Here is a 14561-nt window from a genome sequence, read left to right on the forward strand (position 1 = left end):
AGGTTATTGATACTTTAATAGTAGTTGGATTTAATGCCTTAGGTGGCCACTCTAGTGTAAATGAGGCTCTAGCTTGTTGAAGATCAATATTGCTTAAACGAACACATAGGCTGGCGATTAGGCTTGGTTATGCGGGTGAGCAGCCAGTGGTAACTAAGCTCCCTTATTTACCCCAACCACTAGCACCAAAGTGATTTTACCCTGGTAAGTTATTCCAAAGCTTTACGCAGTAATAGATGGGCATGTGATCGGTAAAACTAATTTTACTGTCGGCTTGCCACTGTTTAAGATTATCTCGCCATTCTTTGAATGACTCAAGTAAGTGCTGGTTTATCTCGGTAAGATCAACACTCAAACTCTTACGGCGTTGTTCTTGAGCTTTAAAAGTATTAACAATAAGCGCTTTATACTCGGTAGGGCTCTTTTCCGGTCGTTGGTAATCTATTTGCTGATTACTGTGAATGTAAACCAACTCGCCAACATCCTCAAAACCAAAGCTTATTGCGGGCAAATTGGGCGGTAACATCGGGATCGGATCTTTGGCGTGTTCTACTCGCCAAATAGGCCGGTGATTAATCTGCTCAATAAATTGTTGATTGCCGACTCGCGGGGCACCATAAATATATAAACCCGTTGCTTGTGGCACTTTAGCAAAACATAAGCTTGCTAAAGCACCACCTAAGCTATGGCCGGTAAGCCAAATAGGGCGGTCTGGGAAGTCTACTATCTGCTGCTCAATAAACTGCTGTAAGCCTTGCTCGCCACTCCAAACTTCGTCGAGCGCTTTGGCAAAGCCTTGATGTACTTTTCCACCCTCTGCAAAAGCTACAGGCATGCTGTCTAAGTCTGTTTTTAACTCGTATAAGGCAGACAAAGATTTAAGCTCTGTGCCGCGAAAGGCAATAATTAAGGCTTCTCGATTTCCAGCTGCCATGCATTCGGTGCCGGTGCCCTCAAAAAAACTAAACTGCTCAAAGCCAGCTAGTTTAAAAGCCATACGAGCAAAACCTGGGTGACAATAAGCAAGCAGTGAACATTCGGCCAACCACCAAGCATTTACCTCTGAGAACTCGGTATTGTTGGGCTGAAACGGATATTGATTAGCACCTTCGAAATAAAGGTAATTCATATCAGGCGGAACAATGTCGTAGTATTTGGCGTCGGGGATTGGCTTCTTCATGGCTAAAACTGCTACTGTTAAGCGAACGATTAGCTTAACGCATTTACTAGGGGCTGTTGACCTTTCGAGCTGATTTTTGCGGCTTATATGCAAGGCAAAAGCTTTAATGTGTAGCGAGCCTACATGACAAGCTGATAACGAAATAGAAATAAGCCACAAGCGCTGCCCGAAGACTTAGGCTTAGGCTAAAACAGTAACACTCGCCTAGTTTTGAGTTACAAACGTAAGTTAAGCGGTGGCTATCAGTATATAAAACCTAGCTAACAATAAAATTGGAGAACAAGTAATGGCAATGATTGCTGGCAAAACTCGCCTTATAGCAACAATGGCTTTGAGCTCATTATTGTTAGCATGTGTACCTACCATTCAAACCGTTTACCTCACACCCCAAGTGCAAGGGACGGTAGTGTTATTTTCCCCAGGTGAGAGCGCTAACTTTAGCCCTTTAAGTGGTATTACTGCTTACTACCTTTCTTCACCGGAAGCGGCGACACAATCCAATCAGCAAGGTGAATTTCTACTGGAGGCAAGCAGTACGGTGGAAGCCAGTTTATTGATGCCAGGGCACTCATTAAATTACTACCCAGTAACAGTAGAAACCGAAACATTTAGTTATACAGTGTTAGCACAAGCCTCAACTAAGATGTTAGATCTAGAAACAGTTAAGCTAAGCAGTGTAGTTGTTAACGATGAACTCGAAGGTAAACTGCTGTTAGCTGATTCTGGCCCAAACGCACTCAAGTACTGTAATCTGAACTCGGTTAAACAGCTACGCAGAGAACAAGCTGTTCATCAACTGCTCAAGCAATACTATCCAGCGCCAGAGCAACTTGAACAGCCAGTGCTTAACTATATCAAAGACCAACAGCAACAAACCTTAATGTGGTTAGAATACGTAAAGCGCTCATGCAATTGGGAGGATGAAGACGGCTACCCTCGCTACCGTGATATGAAAGACGCCCGTGAGTACTTTGCTAAATTAGAAACAAGCTTGCTCAACTAAAGCGCCAAGTAAAAACAAAAACGCTGCTTATAATAAGCAGCGTTTTTATTTAGTTCGTGGGAAAATTAAACCGCAACATCCACTTGCACAGGGCAGTGATCAGAGCCCATAACATCATTCAAAATGTCAGCATCACTAACTTGAGCAGCAAAGGCTTCACTCACCAAGAAGTAATCAATTCTCCAGCCAATGTTTCGGCCACGTGCGCCAGCTCGGTAACTCCACCAGCTGTATTTAACCTCATCCTGTTTCTTTAAGCGGAAGGTATCAACAAAACCAGCAGCGGTTAAATTATCAATGCCGTCAATTTCTGCCTGCATATAGCCAGCGCTTTTGTTGTAGTTAGGTTTTGGACGAGCCAAGTCAATGTCTTTATGGGCTACGTTTAAGTCGCCACATACCAACACCGGTTTGCGGGCTTCTAAAGCTTTTAGATAAGCGAGGAAATCGGCGTCCCATTGCTGGCGGTAATCAAGACGTTTTAACTCACTACCAGAGTTAGGGGTATATACCGTTACCAGAATAAACTCGGCGTATTCGGCCGCAATGACTCGCCCCTCTTGGTCGTGCTCCTCAATGCCCATGTCATATTCAACATTTAGCGGCTTCTCTTTAGTTAAAATGGCAGTACCTGAGTAACCTTTTTTAACCGCCGAGTTGCTGTAAATGTGGTATCCCTCTAGCTCACTTAGGGCTTCAAGCACTTGATCATCTTGTGCTTTGGTTTCTTGTAAACACAGCACATCGGTTTGCATTGATTCTAGCGAAGCCATGAAGTCTTTCTTCATCACCGCTCTAATGCCATTTACGTTCCACGATACTAAACGCATTCGCCCTTCCTTAAGAGAGTAAAGTGTAATATTCAAGCCCAAGCCTTGCTCAGGCTGAAGCAAATTAGTGCTTCATTGTAGAGGCTAAAACCAAGGAAAAACACCCTTAAACACTAGGGGCTAAGATTAATACTCAAATACCAAATTGATAGAATCCTGCTTGATTTCTCTCATCTAAATGAAACTTTCATCAATTACTTGTTAACTTACACCTACACTAAGCTAATAGAAGGGCTTACTTTGAGTTAGTTTCTGAAAATTAATGCTTATTAAGGTACAGTAGGCATACAAAATCGCATGGACGTTGTGCTATATGAGGATGAATGACTACCAACAAAGATAAATACAGTATTGATAATACCGATTACACTGTCGGACAAGATAATGTTCAAAAATGGGGCTTTGATGTACATAACCCAGTTTTTGGCATTAGCGCGTCTTTAATCGGTGTGTTCCTAATAGCCATACTGCTGGTTGATCCAGACGTATCAAAAGCCGCATTAGATGGAATAAAGTGGCAAATTATCGGCGCATTTGATGGCCTATTCATGTGGTCAGCCAACATATTTGTGCTGTTCTGCTTAGCAATGGTGGTATCCCCCTTCGGCAAAATACGCCTAGGTGGTGAAAACGCCAAAACCGATTACTCAATGATGTCGTGGATAGCCATGCTATTTGCCGCAGGCATGGGCATTGGACTTATGTTTTGGGGCGTAGCTGAGCCTGTTGCTTACTTTACAGGCTGGTACGAAACACCACTAAATGTTACCGCCAATACGCCAGAAGCAGCTAAATTAGCGCTTGGCGCCACCATGTTCCACTGGGGATTACACCCTTGGGCCATTTACGGTGTGGTGTCTCTATCACTAGCCTTTTTTGCCTTTAACAAAGGCCTACCGTTGTCTATGCGCTCGGTGTTTTACCCTATCTTGGGTGATCGCACTTGGGGTTGGCCTGGACACGTTGTAGATATTCTTGCAGTACTTGCCACGCTGTTTGGCCTAGCAACCTCTTTAGGTTTAGGCGCGCAACAAGCCGCCAGTGGTTTCCACCATGTATTTGGTGCAGATAACGGTCTACTGCTGCAAATAGGCATCATTTTCTTGGTGACACTATTAGCCGTGGTATCGGTAGTTCGTGGTATTGACGGCGGCGTGAAAGTCATTAGTAACGTAAACATGTTGCTAGCGGCAGCCTTGGTAGTATTTGTTGCCTTAGTCACCTTTGCGGTTTCAATGGGCACAGTGCCAACCACCGTTATGGGCTACATCGAAAACATTATTCCACTAAGTAACCCTGTTGGTCGTGAAGACTCAGCATGGATGCACGGCTGGACAGTGTTCTACTGGGCTTGGTGGATTTCTTGGTCACCATTTGTAGGCATGTTCATTGCGCGTATTTCACGTGGCCGTACTATCCGTGAGTTTATCATTGCCGTGCTAATCGTACCTACGGTAGTAACCACTCTATGGATGTCGGTATTTGGTGGCGTTGCGATTGATCAAATCGTCAACAAAGTGGGTACCTTAGGCGCCGACGGCTTAACCGAAGTGCCTTTAGCTATGTTCCAAATGTTTGATGCCTTGCCAATGGGCAGCATCTTATCTTTACTAGCGATCGTTTTAGTATTGGTATTCTTTGTAACCTCTTCAGACTCTGGTTCATTGGTTATCGATAGTATTACTTCGGGCGGTAAAGTGGATGCTCCGGTTCCTCAGCGCGTATTCTGGGCGACCATTGAAGGCGCAATTGCTGCCGCGCTGGTTTGGGTTGGCGGCACCGAAGCTATCCAAGCATTACAGGCGGGCGCCATTTCTACGGCCTTGCCATTCACCATCATATTGCTGGTGATGTGTGTAAGCTTGTTAATGGGTCTACGTACCGAAAAACGCAGTTAAGACTTTCTAAGCCTTAACAACTAAAAGCCGAGTAAGCCTATGCTACTCGGCTTTTTTTTATAACCACAGTTTGTTAATGGGTGTATCGGGACTAAAGTGATAATGGATCTGCGCTTGCAGCAATTCGGCGGTGGCAATGGCGTCGGTAAGTGCGTCATGCGGCGGATAAACCGGTAAGTTATAACGGCTACGAGTATTAGCCAGCCGAATAGATGTGGGCTTAGGTTTTCTTAGCAAATCTATTAGCTTTTTAGGTTGAGCGGCTAACATGTCGGCTTCAATTTGCATGGTATCCACCAGCGGGAAAATAATGCCTTCATTAATCAAACTGCGTAGCGTGTGATGCAAAAAATCTCGTTCAATTCTGCGATAGTGTACAACCACTACTTTACCGGCCAGCTCATCTAGTAGCTGCTCCAAAATCCGCAGTAAACTGGGCGCGCCCTTTAAATCAGAATGGGTAATGCCGTGAATCACAATAGAGTCTTCTTTAAGTTTATCCTCTGGGGTAACAAACCAATGTTTTGCTTCTCTACAGGCAATCCGTTGCAGCGTAAATGGCACCAAACCAATACTAATAATGCTGTTCTTCTTTGCATCTAAACCGGTGGTTTCAAAATCTAAAGCAACAAACTCAATGTCTTTGAGTTTGGTATCAGCATGATAAGTGCTGGCGTTGTAAAAGCTGCTCAAACGCTTATCTTTGCTCTCTAAGGCTTTAATCTTAAAGAAGGCTTTCCAGTTGAGAATTTCTTGCTGATTAAGATTCGGCATTAACTGTTCTGCATACTGTTAGCGGTGTAACGAAACTTGAGAAAGTTTTGCGCGCTGCTTAGTACCAAAAAGGCATCTTTAAGATTTCGCCTCTCAAAGTCAGACATGTTTTCCGGCTCAATATTATTATCAGGCTCTTGGTTGGCTTCTATATCCAAGGCTTGGTGGCGAATTCGCACCAAAGAAATAAACTCCATCGCATGTTGTAAGTCTTTACCTTTTGAAGGTGGCAAAATTCCCGCCTCAATAATGTCCTCTAAGCGGTCAAAAGAGTTCTGAGACTGCGAGCCAATAGCCAAACCATGTACCCGAATAAGATCGGCCAGCGGTGCTGTACCGCGCCGTTTTAGGTTAATTGAGTTTTTATGGCGGCCATCTTTTTCCATCACAAAATCTTTAAAAAAGCCCAAGGGTGGCGTGCGATTTAAGGCGTTTCTGGCTAAGCAGGCCAGAAAACGGTTGTTCTTTTTGGCCTTACGAAGAATAAAGGCATTTAGCTGCTCAGCCCATTTGGGTCTGCCATATACGCCGTTAAGGTCAAAGAAGATAGAACAGTTAAGCAATGCTTGCGGGTTAGGATTATCAATCCAATCGGCGAAACATTCTTCCCATTGGCTTTGCGTTTTGCGGTACTCCGGGTTTGTTGCCATTATGTCACCGCTGCAATAGGTATAACCGCAAGCAGCCAAACCATCACATACGTAGCGAGCAAGCTCTTCAAAATACTTTCCGTGCTCCGCTTCTACATATTGGTTATCAAGAATAATCGCGTTGTCTTGGTCGGTCACAATCAGCTGTTCATCTCTCGCCATCGAACCTAAAGCCAAAAAGCAATAAGGTACGGGCGGAGGTCCTAGCTTTTCTTCCGCTAACTCCAATAAGCGCTGCTTAAAGCTGCGGCCAATTTCCGACATGGCTCGCCCCACCATATGAGAGTTGGCATCTTCGTTAATCATCCTTACAAAACAATCTTTAAGTTGATGCGATAGCAGCACTAAATCATCGATACTGTTTTGCTGAAAAATACTGCTCACAATCAACAAGCTATTTTGCGACTCGTAACGAATAATATCGCTAACTTCAATTAAACCAATTGGTTGTTTGTTCTTTAAAATAGGCAGGTGATGCACGTTGTAACGCAACATCAGCAACATGGCTTCGAATATATAAGCATTGTGATCTAAAGAAATAAGCTCGGTAGACATTACCTCAACGACCTGAGTCTCTACATCTAAACCTTGAGCAATGACTTTGGCACAAAGATCACGCTGAGTAATAATGCCAACAAAGCTTTCACCACCTTCGTCAGACAAATTGAGGTCATTAATCAAGGCGGCTGAGACATTCTCTTCAGACATAATTTTGGCTACATCTTGAATTGAGGTAGTCGACGCTAACATCACCGGTTCGCTACTAAGAATAGTTTTAACCTTTGATGTGGTTAAGGAGTTGGCATCATCACTGTTATCTTCAACCGCTTGTTGTAAACGAATAGTGCCTTCAACTTCCACAAAGTCGGCAAATACATCGTAACGCTCGCAGAACTCTTCAAAGATGTTTTCGGGAATACAATATAGCAGTGTGTCTTTAATCGCCTTGGCAGGGAAACGGACTTTGTTGTTGGTTAACAAGCCCATTTGCCCAAACACCCCGCCTTGATCTAAGCGGTTATATAACTCACCAGTGCGGCGATAAATTTCCACCACCCCACTGCGGATCATAAAGAGATCATGAATGTTATCGCCAAACTCGATAATCATATTGCCTGCGCGGTAATAAGATATCTCAACACTTTTTGCGACTTCGATAATTGCTTCTTCGGGCAATTGGTCAAAGGGAGGGTATTGGCTAATAAAATTGCGAACTTCGAGTAGCTCTACGTCCATTAATCTCTCGGTGTAGAAGATAGTTTGAGTGGTTGGGGTCTAGTATATGGTATCTACCCGATAGTTGCAGTGCAGCAAAGTAATCCTGGGTAGCATTATTACTAAATATTCGCTATTGCACCGCCACCTAGCAAGATGGCAAAGCCTTGGTAACAAACAGATTTAAGAGTGTTGCGGTTAACGGGTTCCCCCCCAGCAAGGCCTGTGTTAAGCGCCATGCCGACCGTTTAAAGAGCATAAACCTTTACATTTTCGATAAGCTATTACCGAAACAACTCGCCACGGCGTTTTGCAGGAACAAGCAAAACGCCATAGCATAAGCGCTTATAAAATAATGCCGGCAAACACAAAGCCGAGTATCACCGAACTAGTAATAGTAGCGACACCTGGCACAAAGAAAGGATGGTTAAATACCCATTTCCCAATACGGGTAGAACCGGTGTCATCCATTTCTACAGCCGCTAATAAGGTTGGGTAAGTAGGCAATACAAACAGCGCACTTACCGCTGCAAACGAAGCAATGGCTGCTTCTGGGCTAACACCTAACATAAAGGCCGAAGGCATTAAGGCTGCCGTGGTTGCCGCCTGTGAGTACAGCAACATACTGGCGAAAAATAAAATAAGCGCCAACATCCACGGATGATCTTCTAACAAACCACCCGACAAGGCTTTAATTTCATCTAAATGGCCTGATACAAAGGTATCGCCCAGCCACGCTACACCTAATACACAAATACAAGCACTCATGCCCGATTTAAAGGTTGCGGCATTAAGCACTTCGCCAGTATCAATTTTACAAAACAGTGCAATGGCAGTGGCTGCAGTTAGCATAAACACCATGATTGCTTCGTTACGTGGCAAGCTTGGGTTTTCAATTAAGCCAACCGCATCACTAATCGCCGTTGCGTAAAACACTACTGCTACAATAGCCACTAAAAATATAAGAACTGAGCGCTTAGCACTGGCCGGTAAAGCTTCACCTTGTTTATCTCGCTGACTCACTAAACCGTGGTCTAAACGTTCTTGATAGATAGGGTCATCTTTAAGCTCTTTCCCCATAAACTGGGCAACAAAGGCACCCACCATACAAGCTAAAAACGTGGCAGGAATACAAATAAGTAGCAGGCTAATATAGCCCACGCCTTTGTCTTCTAACATGCCGCTCATCAGTACCACTGCCGCCGAAATAGGCGAAGCAGTAATGGCGATTTGCGAGGCAACAACTGCAATGCTTAAAGGGCGTGATGGGCGAATGCCCTGCTCTTTAGCCACTTCTGCAATCACTGGAAGGGTAGAAAATGCCGTATGCCCGGTACCGGCAAACAAGGTCATAATGTAGGTAACAATCGGCGCAAGAAAGGTAACTTGCTTAGGGTTACTTCGTAACACCCGCTCTGCAATATTCACCAAATATTGCAAACCACCAGCTACCTGCATTGCAGCAATGGCAGCAATCACCGACATAATAATTAGGATCACTTCAATAGGAATAGTGCCGGGGCTCATACCCAAGCCAAGAGTAAGCACCAATACCCCTAAACCACCCGCAAAACCAATTCCAATGCCACCTAAGCGCGCACCTAAAAATATGGCTGCTAATACCACCAGCAACTCTATCGTGATCATAATTCCTCCCAAGCTCTAATTGCGACGCACTTTACGTGAAAGCCAACGCCAACAATAGATGATTAAATCAAACTAACGGCAAAAATCAGACAAATAAACCCAAAAATGCAAAATCAACAGAACTTAAATCCACTCAAAATGTAAGGGAAATATCATTTGTTTTTAACCTATATGCAGCATTTGTTAGTAAGACTAGCACTAATTATGTCTATGTATTGATTAAATTTTTGACAAAACAATGATAGAAATTTGCCATGAAAATCCTAACAGCGAACAAAGTAAACAACTGTTAAAAGCCCAAGCCGATTCCTTAATGAAATTAACTGGAAACAGCGCGGTTGAATGTTTTAATGAAAGTGAGTTCTTAGCTGAAGATGCAGTATTTCTATTAGTTAAACGTAAGGGTGTAGCCCTCGCCTGCGGTGGTTTTAGGTATCTACAACCAGGTATTTGTGAAATGAAGCGAATTTACTCGCATCAGGCTGGATTGGGTAAAGTCATTTTGCAAGCTCTAGAGCAGTACGCTGTAACTCTGGATTATCAACAAATATATTTAGCCACCCGTAACTCAAACACTCAAGCCATCCAGTTTTACGCCAAACACGGCTACCGAGCTATCTCGCCTTTTGGTGTTTATAGTCACCATCCTCATTACTTAAGTTTGGCTAAATCACTCGCCAATGCTCAGCAGACGCTAGGCATAAAAAAAGCGCAGCTTAGTCGCTGCGCTTAATCAATATTACTCACCTATCAGCTAATGCGGTTAATCAGCTTTCTTAGCTCACGCATTGGCGTTGGCTCATCATCAAAGAAGTTTTGCATTCTTAACAAGGTTAAACCATCGTAGCCAGGTGCGCGCGTTAGTGCCCGCGCCATTTGTTTCCAACCCTGCTCGCCATATAACTCACCGGCAAGTGCATTTTCACCCATCAGTGATACTTGGCATTCGTCTGCCGCATCGGCCATCCAGTCCACTAAGTCAGCTGCACGAGAATAACCTTCATAGTCTTTGTTTATCATTTCTAAACAAGTGAAATGAATCGCGGCACGCGCTTGCTTGCCTTCTGGCAACAAGGCTTTAAGCAAACCTAAGTACTCTTGCTGGTTATTGCTGCTTAAGGTTGGGTGCACTGCAATTAAGCCAGCGGTAATCTCGGCAGCACGTGGCAACTCGGGATCGCTTACAACCCAGTGAATCCCCGGAATTTTAATGCCAATAGGCACTTGGCCAAATGAATCATCGTCAAACACACTCAGTGCATTTTCAAAAATGCGTCGACCATGAGCAACCAAGGCTTTGTGATACCAGGTTAAAAACTCTCGTGCCCACGCATTATGAATGTAGCGCTTGTGGCTAAATAACCAATCTGCATCTGGAATTTCGGCTTGCTCAAAGCTTTCCCAAGTAAAACCAAAACTGCCATTAAGTGCTGCAATACTGTGGTACTTCTCTTTTAAATAACGTAACCAGTCTTGTTTTGCTAAACGGCTATAACACTGCAAGGTGCCACGGTTAGGGTAATTACCCCAATCGTGGGCGTTGTAACTTGGATAACGCAGCTCTCCCGCAGGGCCAAGGCTTACGTTGATTTCATCCATCAAGCCAGCTTGGTTAATGTAATGCTGCTTAAAGGCTTCCATAAAGCGCTGGTAGTAAGGCATCACAAACTCATCGGCCCATAACGACACATACTCCATAGAAGCATCGCCGGTTTCCGATACATATTGCAGATCTTGCACCGAGTTAAGTTGATCGTTACTTTCCAGCAAACGGCCCCACAACCAAAGGGGAATGGCTTGCATAAAGTCATCGTTCACATTGCCACCTGCCTGGTGGAACGACAAAATAGGTACCCATTGCAAACCTAAACGCTTAAGCAGGCTTACTACGCGGTCGTAGTAACTCCAGTCAAACTTGCCAGGTTTGTCTCCTTCCACCAAGCCCCACCAAATATCGGTAGAAATGGCGGTAACACCAATACTGCGAAGCTGGCGTAATTGCGCCTCAAACTGTTTCCAGTTTTCTTCATCAAGCAATTGCTTTTGGTTGGCAACTTTAAGATGCAAAGGCCCCATTACTCGGAACTGCTTTTTACCCAATTGCTTAGTTTCGGCAATTTGATACTTAAACTTATTAAGTTGCGACAAACGCCCTTTAACGATGGCCTGCTCATTTAACTGAGACATGTCGTTAAAGATCCAGCCTTCAAACCCGCTACCGTGTAATACCGAATGATAAAGCTGATCCCAGCCAGGATGGCTAGCCAAGGCCTGTGGCTGAGAATTTTGTACCAAAGCCGGTATTTTTAGCTTACGCATTGCTGTAAGTAAGGCTTGATTAACACGAGTTGCATGGCTTGATTCGGCGCCGCTGGCCACAATCAACAAACGACCGGCAGCTTGCACATGCCAATACTCTAGCTGAGCGATTTGATAATCAAGCAATTGGGGGCGGTCTAGCCACGGCTGCGGATTAATCCCTGTTAAACACCCTAACCAAGGATGATCGCTTGCGGTAAGCTCTGGCATAGGAATGTTTAAACACAACTGGCTGTGTGACCATGCATCCGTAAACTGCTGCTCAGCGACTGCCAACACATTACCCACATAAGCTTGCCAATTACTGGCATACCATGCATTAAACTCTTTAAAACAGGTATTACTTGTTTTGTTCTTGTAACAACGGCTTAGCGTTTCGGCCAATTGTTCTTGCCAAGGTGTATCGCCATTTAACTCCCACAAACTCAACCAAGCTTGTTGCGAGCCATATTGCTGTTGCATGTCTTCGGCTAAAGCAGCCAAGGCAGTTGGGCTAAAGCTTTGATAGATAGGTTGACCATCACGCTCCCCCCAAGGAATACATGCCTCACCATTTGGCCCTAAGCCCAGCAGCAAGGCATCACAACGTGGCGCAAACTCAGCCATGTGCTGAGCAAAGCAGCCCATCCAGTGGCTAAACATTTCCACCAAACCAGCCTCAGCCCATAAACTTGGGCTTTGGGTATTGTCGCGACCATATTGGTTAACGTACTTAATCGCATCGGCAGTTTGAGTTTTGGGTAATGCCGCCAGCATAGAGCCCCAAAACCAATCAGGAAGACGTTGTTCAGTGCCTTGCTGAGTATCGGAAGAAAAGAACAACTGGTATTGCAGCTTAAAGCCATGCGACACCAAATGCGCAGACAAGCGCTTAAGAGACGCCCAGCACTCTGCCTGATCTAATTGCTCGGCACTAAACGGTGCTATGTAGCGCCAATGCACTGGCACTACCAAAGCATCTACACCATTTTGGCGTAAATTACGAAGTTGTGGAGATAAGCTCTGAAGCTGAGCTTGATTACATGAAGCGGCATACTCTGCAAGAGGTAAAGAACCCTTTACCCAAGCTTTGCGTGCTGAAATTGGATTAGCCATGTTTAGCTTACTCTAAAAAAACTGTGCTAGTTATCCCTAGTCCGCGTCTTAACAGCAAGGCTGCAAAGCTTTTCAGCTGAACAAAAGGAGATCGAGATCACATTACATATTGGCTGTAGTGTAGCCTAAGTGCTTAATTTACCAAATTGATCTGGCTTAAAAGTCACTCCGTAAAGTTAAAAAACCTGCACTTTTGCTAAAGCCAACGTCGAACATTGCGGCAATATTGCAGGTATTGTTCATTAAATTGCTGCGTAAGTAGCTTTTCTTCAGGCTTTATTTGTAAACGATTGATAAGCAGCACAAACACTACGCAGCTTAATAAGCTTAAACCCGCCTGTAAATGCAAACACCAGGCCGTTAACAGTAGCAGCAAACTTAAATACATTGGATTACGGCTATAACGATAAAGCCCTTCCACAACTAAATGCTTACTGCGTTCCGGGTGATGAGGATTGATAGTTGTGTGTTTTCGAGCAAAACCAATCAGGCTAGTTACTGCGATAAATGCCGCCAAAAACACCAAAGGCCACTGCAGCTTTACCAAGCCCAATGGCAGTATTAGCCAACTCCACTGCGTACTTAACTGTGCCAAGCCGTAAGCTATAGCTACACATAACAATAGCCAAAGGGGAGGAGGAACCAACAGTTCTAAGCGTTTAAGCACTAGGCCTCTCTAATTAGTTATCGGCGTTATCAGATTTTTCCATTTGCTGATAAATATAGTGCCCTCGGCCGGTAATTGCAGTATGAAATAGATTCTGGAAAGGAAACAAACGCTTTTTAAGGTAATAAGTAAAACCGGCAAACAGTGCACTTAAGGCTACATTTATGAGCCCTTCTAGCTGAAAAATGTAAGGCAAGCTTTGATAGATCGAATAGCCTGAAAACACCATCAGCAGTAAATAGCCATTGGCAGCATTTTTGTAAATCATAAAGATAATTAACAAGGGAACTAAGGCCGGCATCAATAAGGCCATTAACAACTGGGCACTCACTTGTTCTGCAGCCATTAGACCAAACACCAATTTACTCAGCACCATAAACTGCAATACTGCCAACAAAAAAGCTTTCTGCTTAGAATATTGCTGCAAAGTACCGGGCTCTGGAATAGACGCCAAGGCTTTAGTTACCTTTCGCAAATTCCACTGCTGCTGCTCTGCATGTTCGTAGACTTGTTGTTTGTTTAGCCCTTGAGCTAGTAATTGATCAACTTGTTTCATTGCACCTCCGTAAAGGCTCACTTTACCTTAGTACGCAAATTAGCGACATCTTCAGGCGCACAAATAGCAATTAGCATAAGCAACAAAACAGATCAGATAATCAGCCAAAGATCCTTAGTATTAATTACCTACAGCTAAGCAAAATTTAGCGCTTTACTCTTGATTATCGCCAAACTTATTCACATAAGCGCAAGTTATTAACATTTAATCGTTCTACGCAACCAAATCATCTAGAAAATCGAAAAGCCTTAGATTGAGAAAAAACACAATATGCTATTGAGTTACGACCGTTTTACAGTGCTTGTCTCTTAAACAAGCTGCTGTGATATCGATCAGCTTGCTTACGCTAACAGCATAAAAGTGACAATTATTGAACATTCCTGCGAAAAAACGCACTTAGACTAGTACAGCACTATCAGTAGCTTAGCTTACATATTTGCGATATAGGTCAATATAGGCTTAGTTTTTTGGCCATTACATTCTTAAAACAAGGCTCATGAAACGTTCTATTTTTGTATTTATTTTAACTAACAGAAAAATGTCAACGCCACGAAACAAAGAAGCAGTAAAAAAGAATTTTTTACTAATTTTAGGTGACATTATTGACGCTAAAAGCCGATCCGCTGCAAGCCACTAACTTCACTGGATAGAGAATTTTATCCACAGCTTTGTGCACTGTTTCTGTGGGAAAAGCTGTTTGGATTATTCTGCTTATTTCAGTGAAATA

General features: G+C 43.8%; 11 protein-coding genes. 3 read left to right on the forward strand and 8 right to left on the reverse strand.

Annotated features, from left to right (window positions below; genetic code table 11):
- Positions 1-196: 196 nt before the first annotated feature.
- Positions 197-1180 (reverse strand): lipase family protein, encoded by a 984-nt coding sequence (locus ACYFDN_RS18185; RefSeq protein WP_483512241.1) that lies wholly within the window; start codon positions 1178-1180, stop codon positions 197-199.
- A gap of 286 nt (positions 1181-1466) precedes the next feature.
- Between ACYFDN_RS18185 and ACYFDN_RS18190 the strand changes: the two genes are divergently transcribed.
- Positions 1467-2183, forward strand: a complete 717-nt coding sequence (locus ACYFDN_RS18190; protein WP_483512242.1) for a hypothetical protein — start codon at positions 1467-1469, stop codon at positions 2181-2183.
- A 65-nt stretch (positions 2184-2248) separates the two neighbouring features.
- Here ACYFDN_RS18190 and ACYFDN_RS18195 read toward each other — a convergent pair whose 3' ends face one another.
- On the reverse strand, positions 2249-3013 hold the full coding sequence (locus tag ACYFDN_RS18195) for an exodeoxyribonuclease III (protein ID WP_016402965.1): 765 nt from the start codon (positions 3011-3013) through the stop codon (positions 2249-2251).
- Positions 3014-3336: 323 nt separating this feature from the next.
- On the opposite strand from ACYFDN_RS18195, the gene ACYFDN_RS18200 reads away from it, so the two are divergent.
- Positions 3337-4911, forward strand: coding sequence for a BCCT family transporter (locus tag ACYFDN_RS18200; protein WP_016402966.1), 1575 nt, complete (start codon positions 3337-3339; stop codon positions 4909-4911).
- 57 nt (positions 4912-4968) lie between these two features.
- Here ACYFDN_RS18200 and ACYFDN_RS18205 read toward each other — a convergent pair whose 3' ends face one another.
- The 3 genes from ACYFDN_RS18205 to ACYFDN_RS18215 all read right to left on the reverse strand — a co-directional run bounded on the left by ACYFDN_RS18205 (position 4969) and on the right by ACYFDN_RS18215 (position 9197).
- Positions 4969-5685 carry a 3'-5' exonuclease gene (locus ACYFDN_RS18205; RefSeq protein WP_152781984.1) on the reverse strand — a complete coding sequence of 239 codons (717 nt, stop codon included), beginning with the start codon at positions 5683-5685 and terminating at the stop codon, positions 4969-4971.
- On the reverse strand, positions 5685-7571 hold the full coding sequence (locus ACYFDN_RS18210; RefSeq protein WP_483512243.1) for a DUF294 nucleotidyltransferase-like domain-containing protein: 1887 nt from the start codon (positions 7569-7571) through the stop codon (positions 5685-5687). The genes ACYFDN_RS18205 and ACYFDN_RS18210 overlap by 1 nt, the downstream gene beginning before the upstream one ends.
- Before the next feature lie 324 nt (positions 7572-7895).
- On the reverse strand, positions 7896-9197 hold the full coding sequence (locus ACYFDN_RS18215; RefSeq protein ID WP_338624571.1) for an anaerobic C4-dicarboxylate transporter: 1302 nt from the start codon (positions 9195-9197) through the stop codon (positions 7896-7898).
- Positions 9198-9510: 313 nt separating this feature from the next.
- On the opposite strand from ACYFDN_RS18215, the gene ACYFDN_RS18220 reads away from it, so the two are divergent.
- Positions 9511-9930 carry a GNAT family N-acetyltransferase gene (locus ACYFDN_RS18220; RefSeq protein WP_483512244.1) on the forward strand — a complete coding sequence of 140 codons (420 nt, stop codon included), beginning with the start codon at positions 9511-9513 and terminating at the stop codon, positions 9928-9930.
- Positions 9931-9947: 17 nt separating this feature from the next.
- On the opposite strand, the gene ACYFDN_RS18225 is transcribed toward ACYFDN_RS18220, so the two are convergent.
- The 3 genes from ACYFDN_RS18225 to ACYFDN_RS18235 all read right to left on the reverse strand — a co-directional run bounded on the left by ACYFDN_RS18225 (position 9948) and on the right by ACYFDN_RS18235 (position 13834).
- Complete coding sequence (locus tag ACYFDN_RS18225) at positions 9948-12611, reverse strand: family 14 glycosylhydrolase (RefSeq protein ID WP_016402971.1); 2664 nt, start codon at positions 12609-12611, stop codon at positions 9948-9950.
- Between the two features lie 196 nt (positions 12612-12807).
- A complete protein-coding gene (locus tag ACYFDN_RS18230; RefSeq protein WP_249483261.1) occupies positions 12808-13278 on the reverse strand; it encodes a methyltransferase family protein in 471 nt (156 codons plus the stop codon).
- Positions 13279-13291: 13 nt separating this feature from the next.
- Positions 13292-13834, reverse strand: coding sequence for a hypothetical protein (locus ACYFDN_RS18235; RefSeq protein ID WP_483512245.1), 543 nt, complete (start codon positions 13832-13834; stop codon positions 13292-13294).
- Between the last annotated feature and the right edge of the window lie 727 nt (positions 13835-14561).

The sequence above is a fragment of the Agarivorans sp. D1326 genome (genome assembly GCF_056958115.1).

Excerpts from the sequence above, each read along its gene's own strand:
- ACYFDN_RS18185 (WP_483512241.1), bottom strand. The coding sequence starts at position 1,180 with ATGAAGAAGCCAATCCCCGACGCCAAATACTACGACATTGTTCCGCCT.
- ACYFDN_RS18190 (WP_483512242.1), top strand. The coding sequence starts at position 1,467 with ATGGCAATGATTGCTGGCAAAACTCGCCTTATAGCAACAATGGCTTTG.
- ACYFDN_RS18195 (WP_016402965.1), bottom strand. The coding sequence starts at position 3,013 with ATGCGTTTAGTATCGTGGAACGTAAATGGCATTAGAGCGGTGATGAAG.
- ACYFDN_RS18200 (WP_016402966.1), top strand. The coding sequence starts at position 3,337 with ATGACTACCAACAAAGATAAATACAGTATTGATAATACCGATTACACT.
- ACYFDN_RS18205 (WP_152781984.1), bottom strand. The coding sequence starts at position 5,685 with ATGCCGAATCTTAATCAGCAAGAAATTCTCAACTGGAAAGCCTTCTTT.
- ACYFDN_RS18210 (WP_483512243.1), bottom strand. The coding sequence starts at position 7,571 with ATGGACGTAGAGCTACTCGAAGTTCGCAATTTTATTAGCCAATACCCT.
- ACYFDN_RS18215 (WP_338624571.1), bottom strand. The coding sequence starts at position 9,197 with ATGATCACGATAGAGTTGCTGGTGGTATTAGCAGCCATATTTTTAGGT.
- ACYFDN_RS18220 (WP_483512244.1), top strand. The coding sequence starts at position 9,511 with ATGAAATTAACTGGAAACAGCGCGGTTGAATGTTTTAATGAAAGTGAG.
- ACYFDN_RS18225 (WP_016402971.1), bottom strand. The coding sequence starts at position 12,611 with ATGGCTAATCCAATTTCAGCACGCAAAGCTTGGGTAAAGGGTTCTTTA.
- ACYFDN_RS18235 (WP_483512245.1), bottom strand. The coding sequence starts at position 13,834 with ATGAAACAAGTTGATCAATTACTAGCTCAAGGGCTAAACAAACAACAA.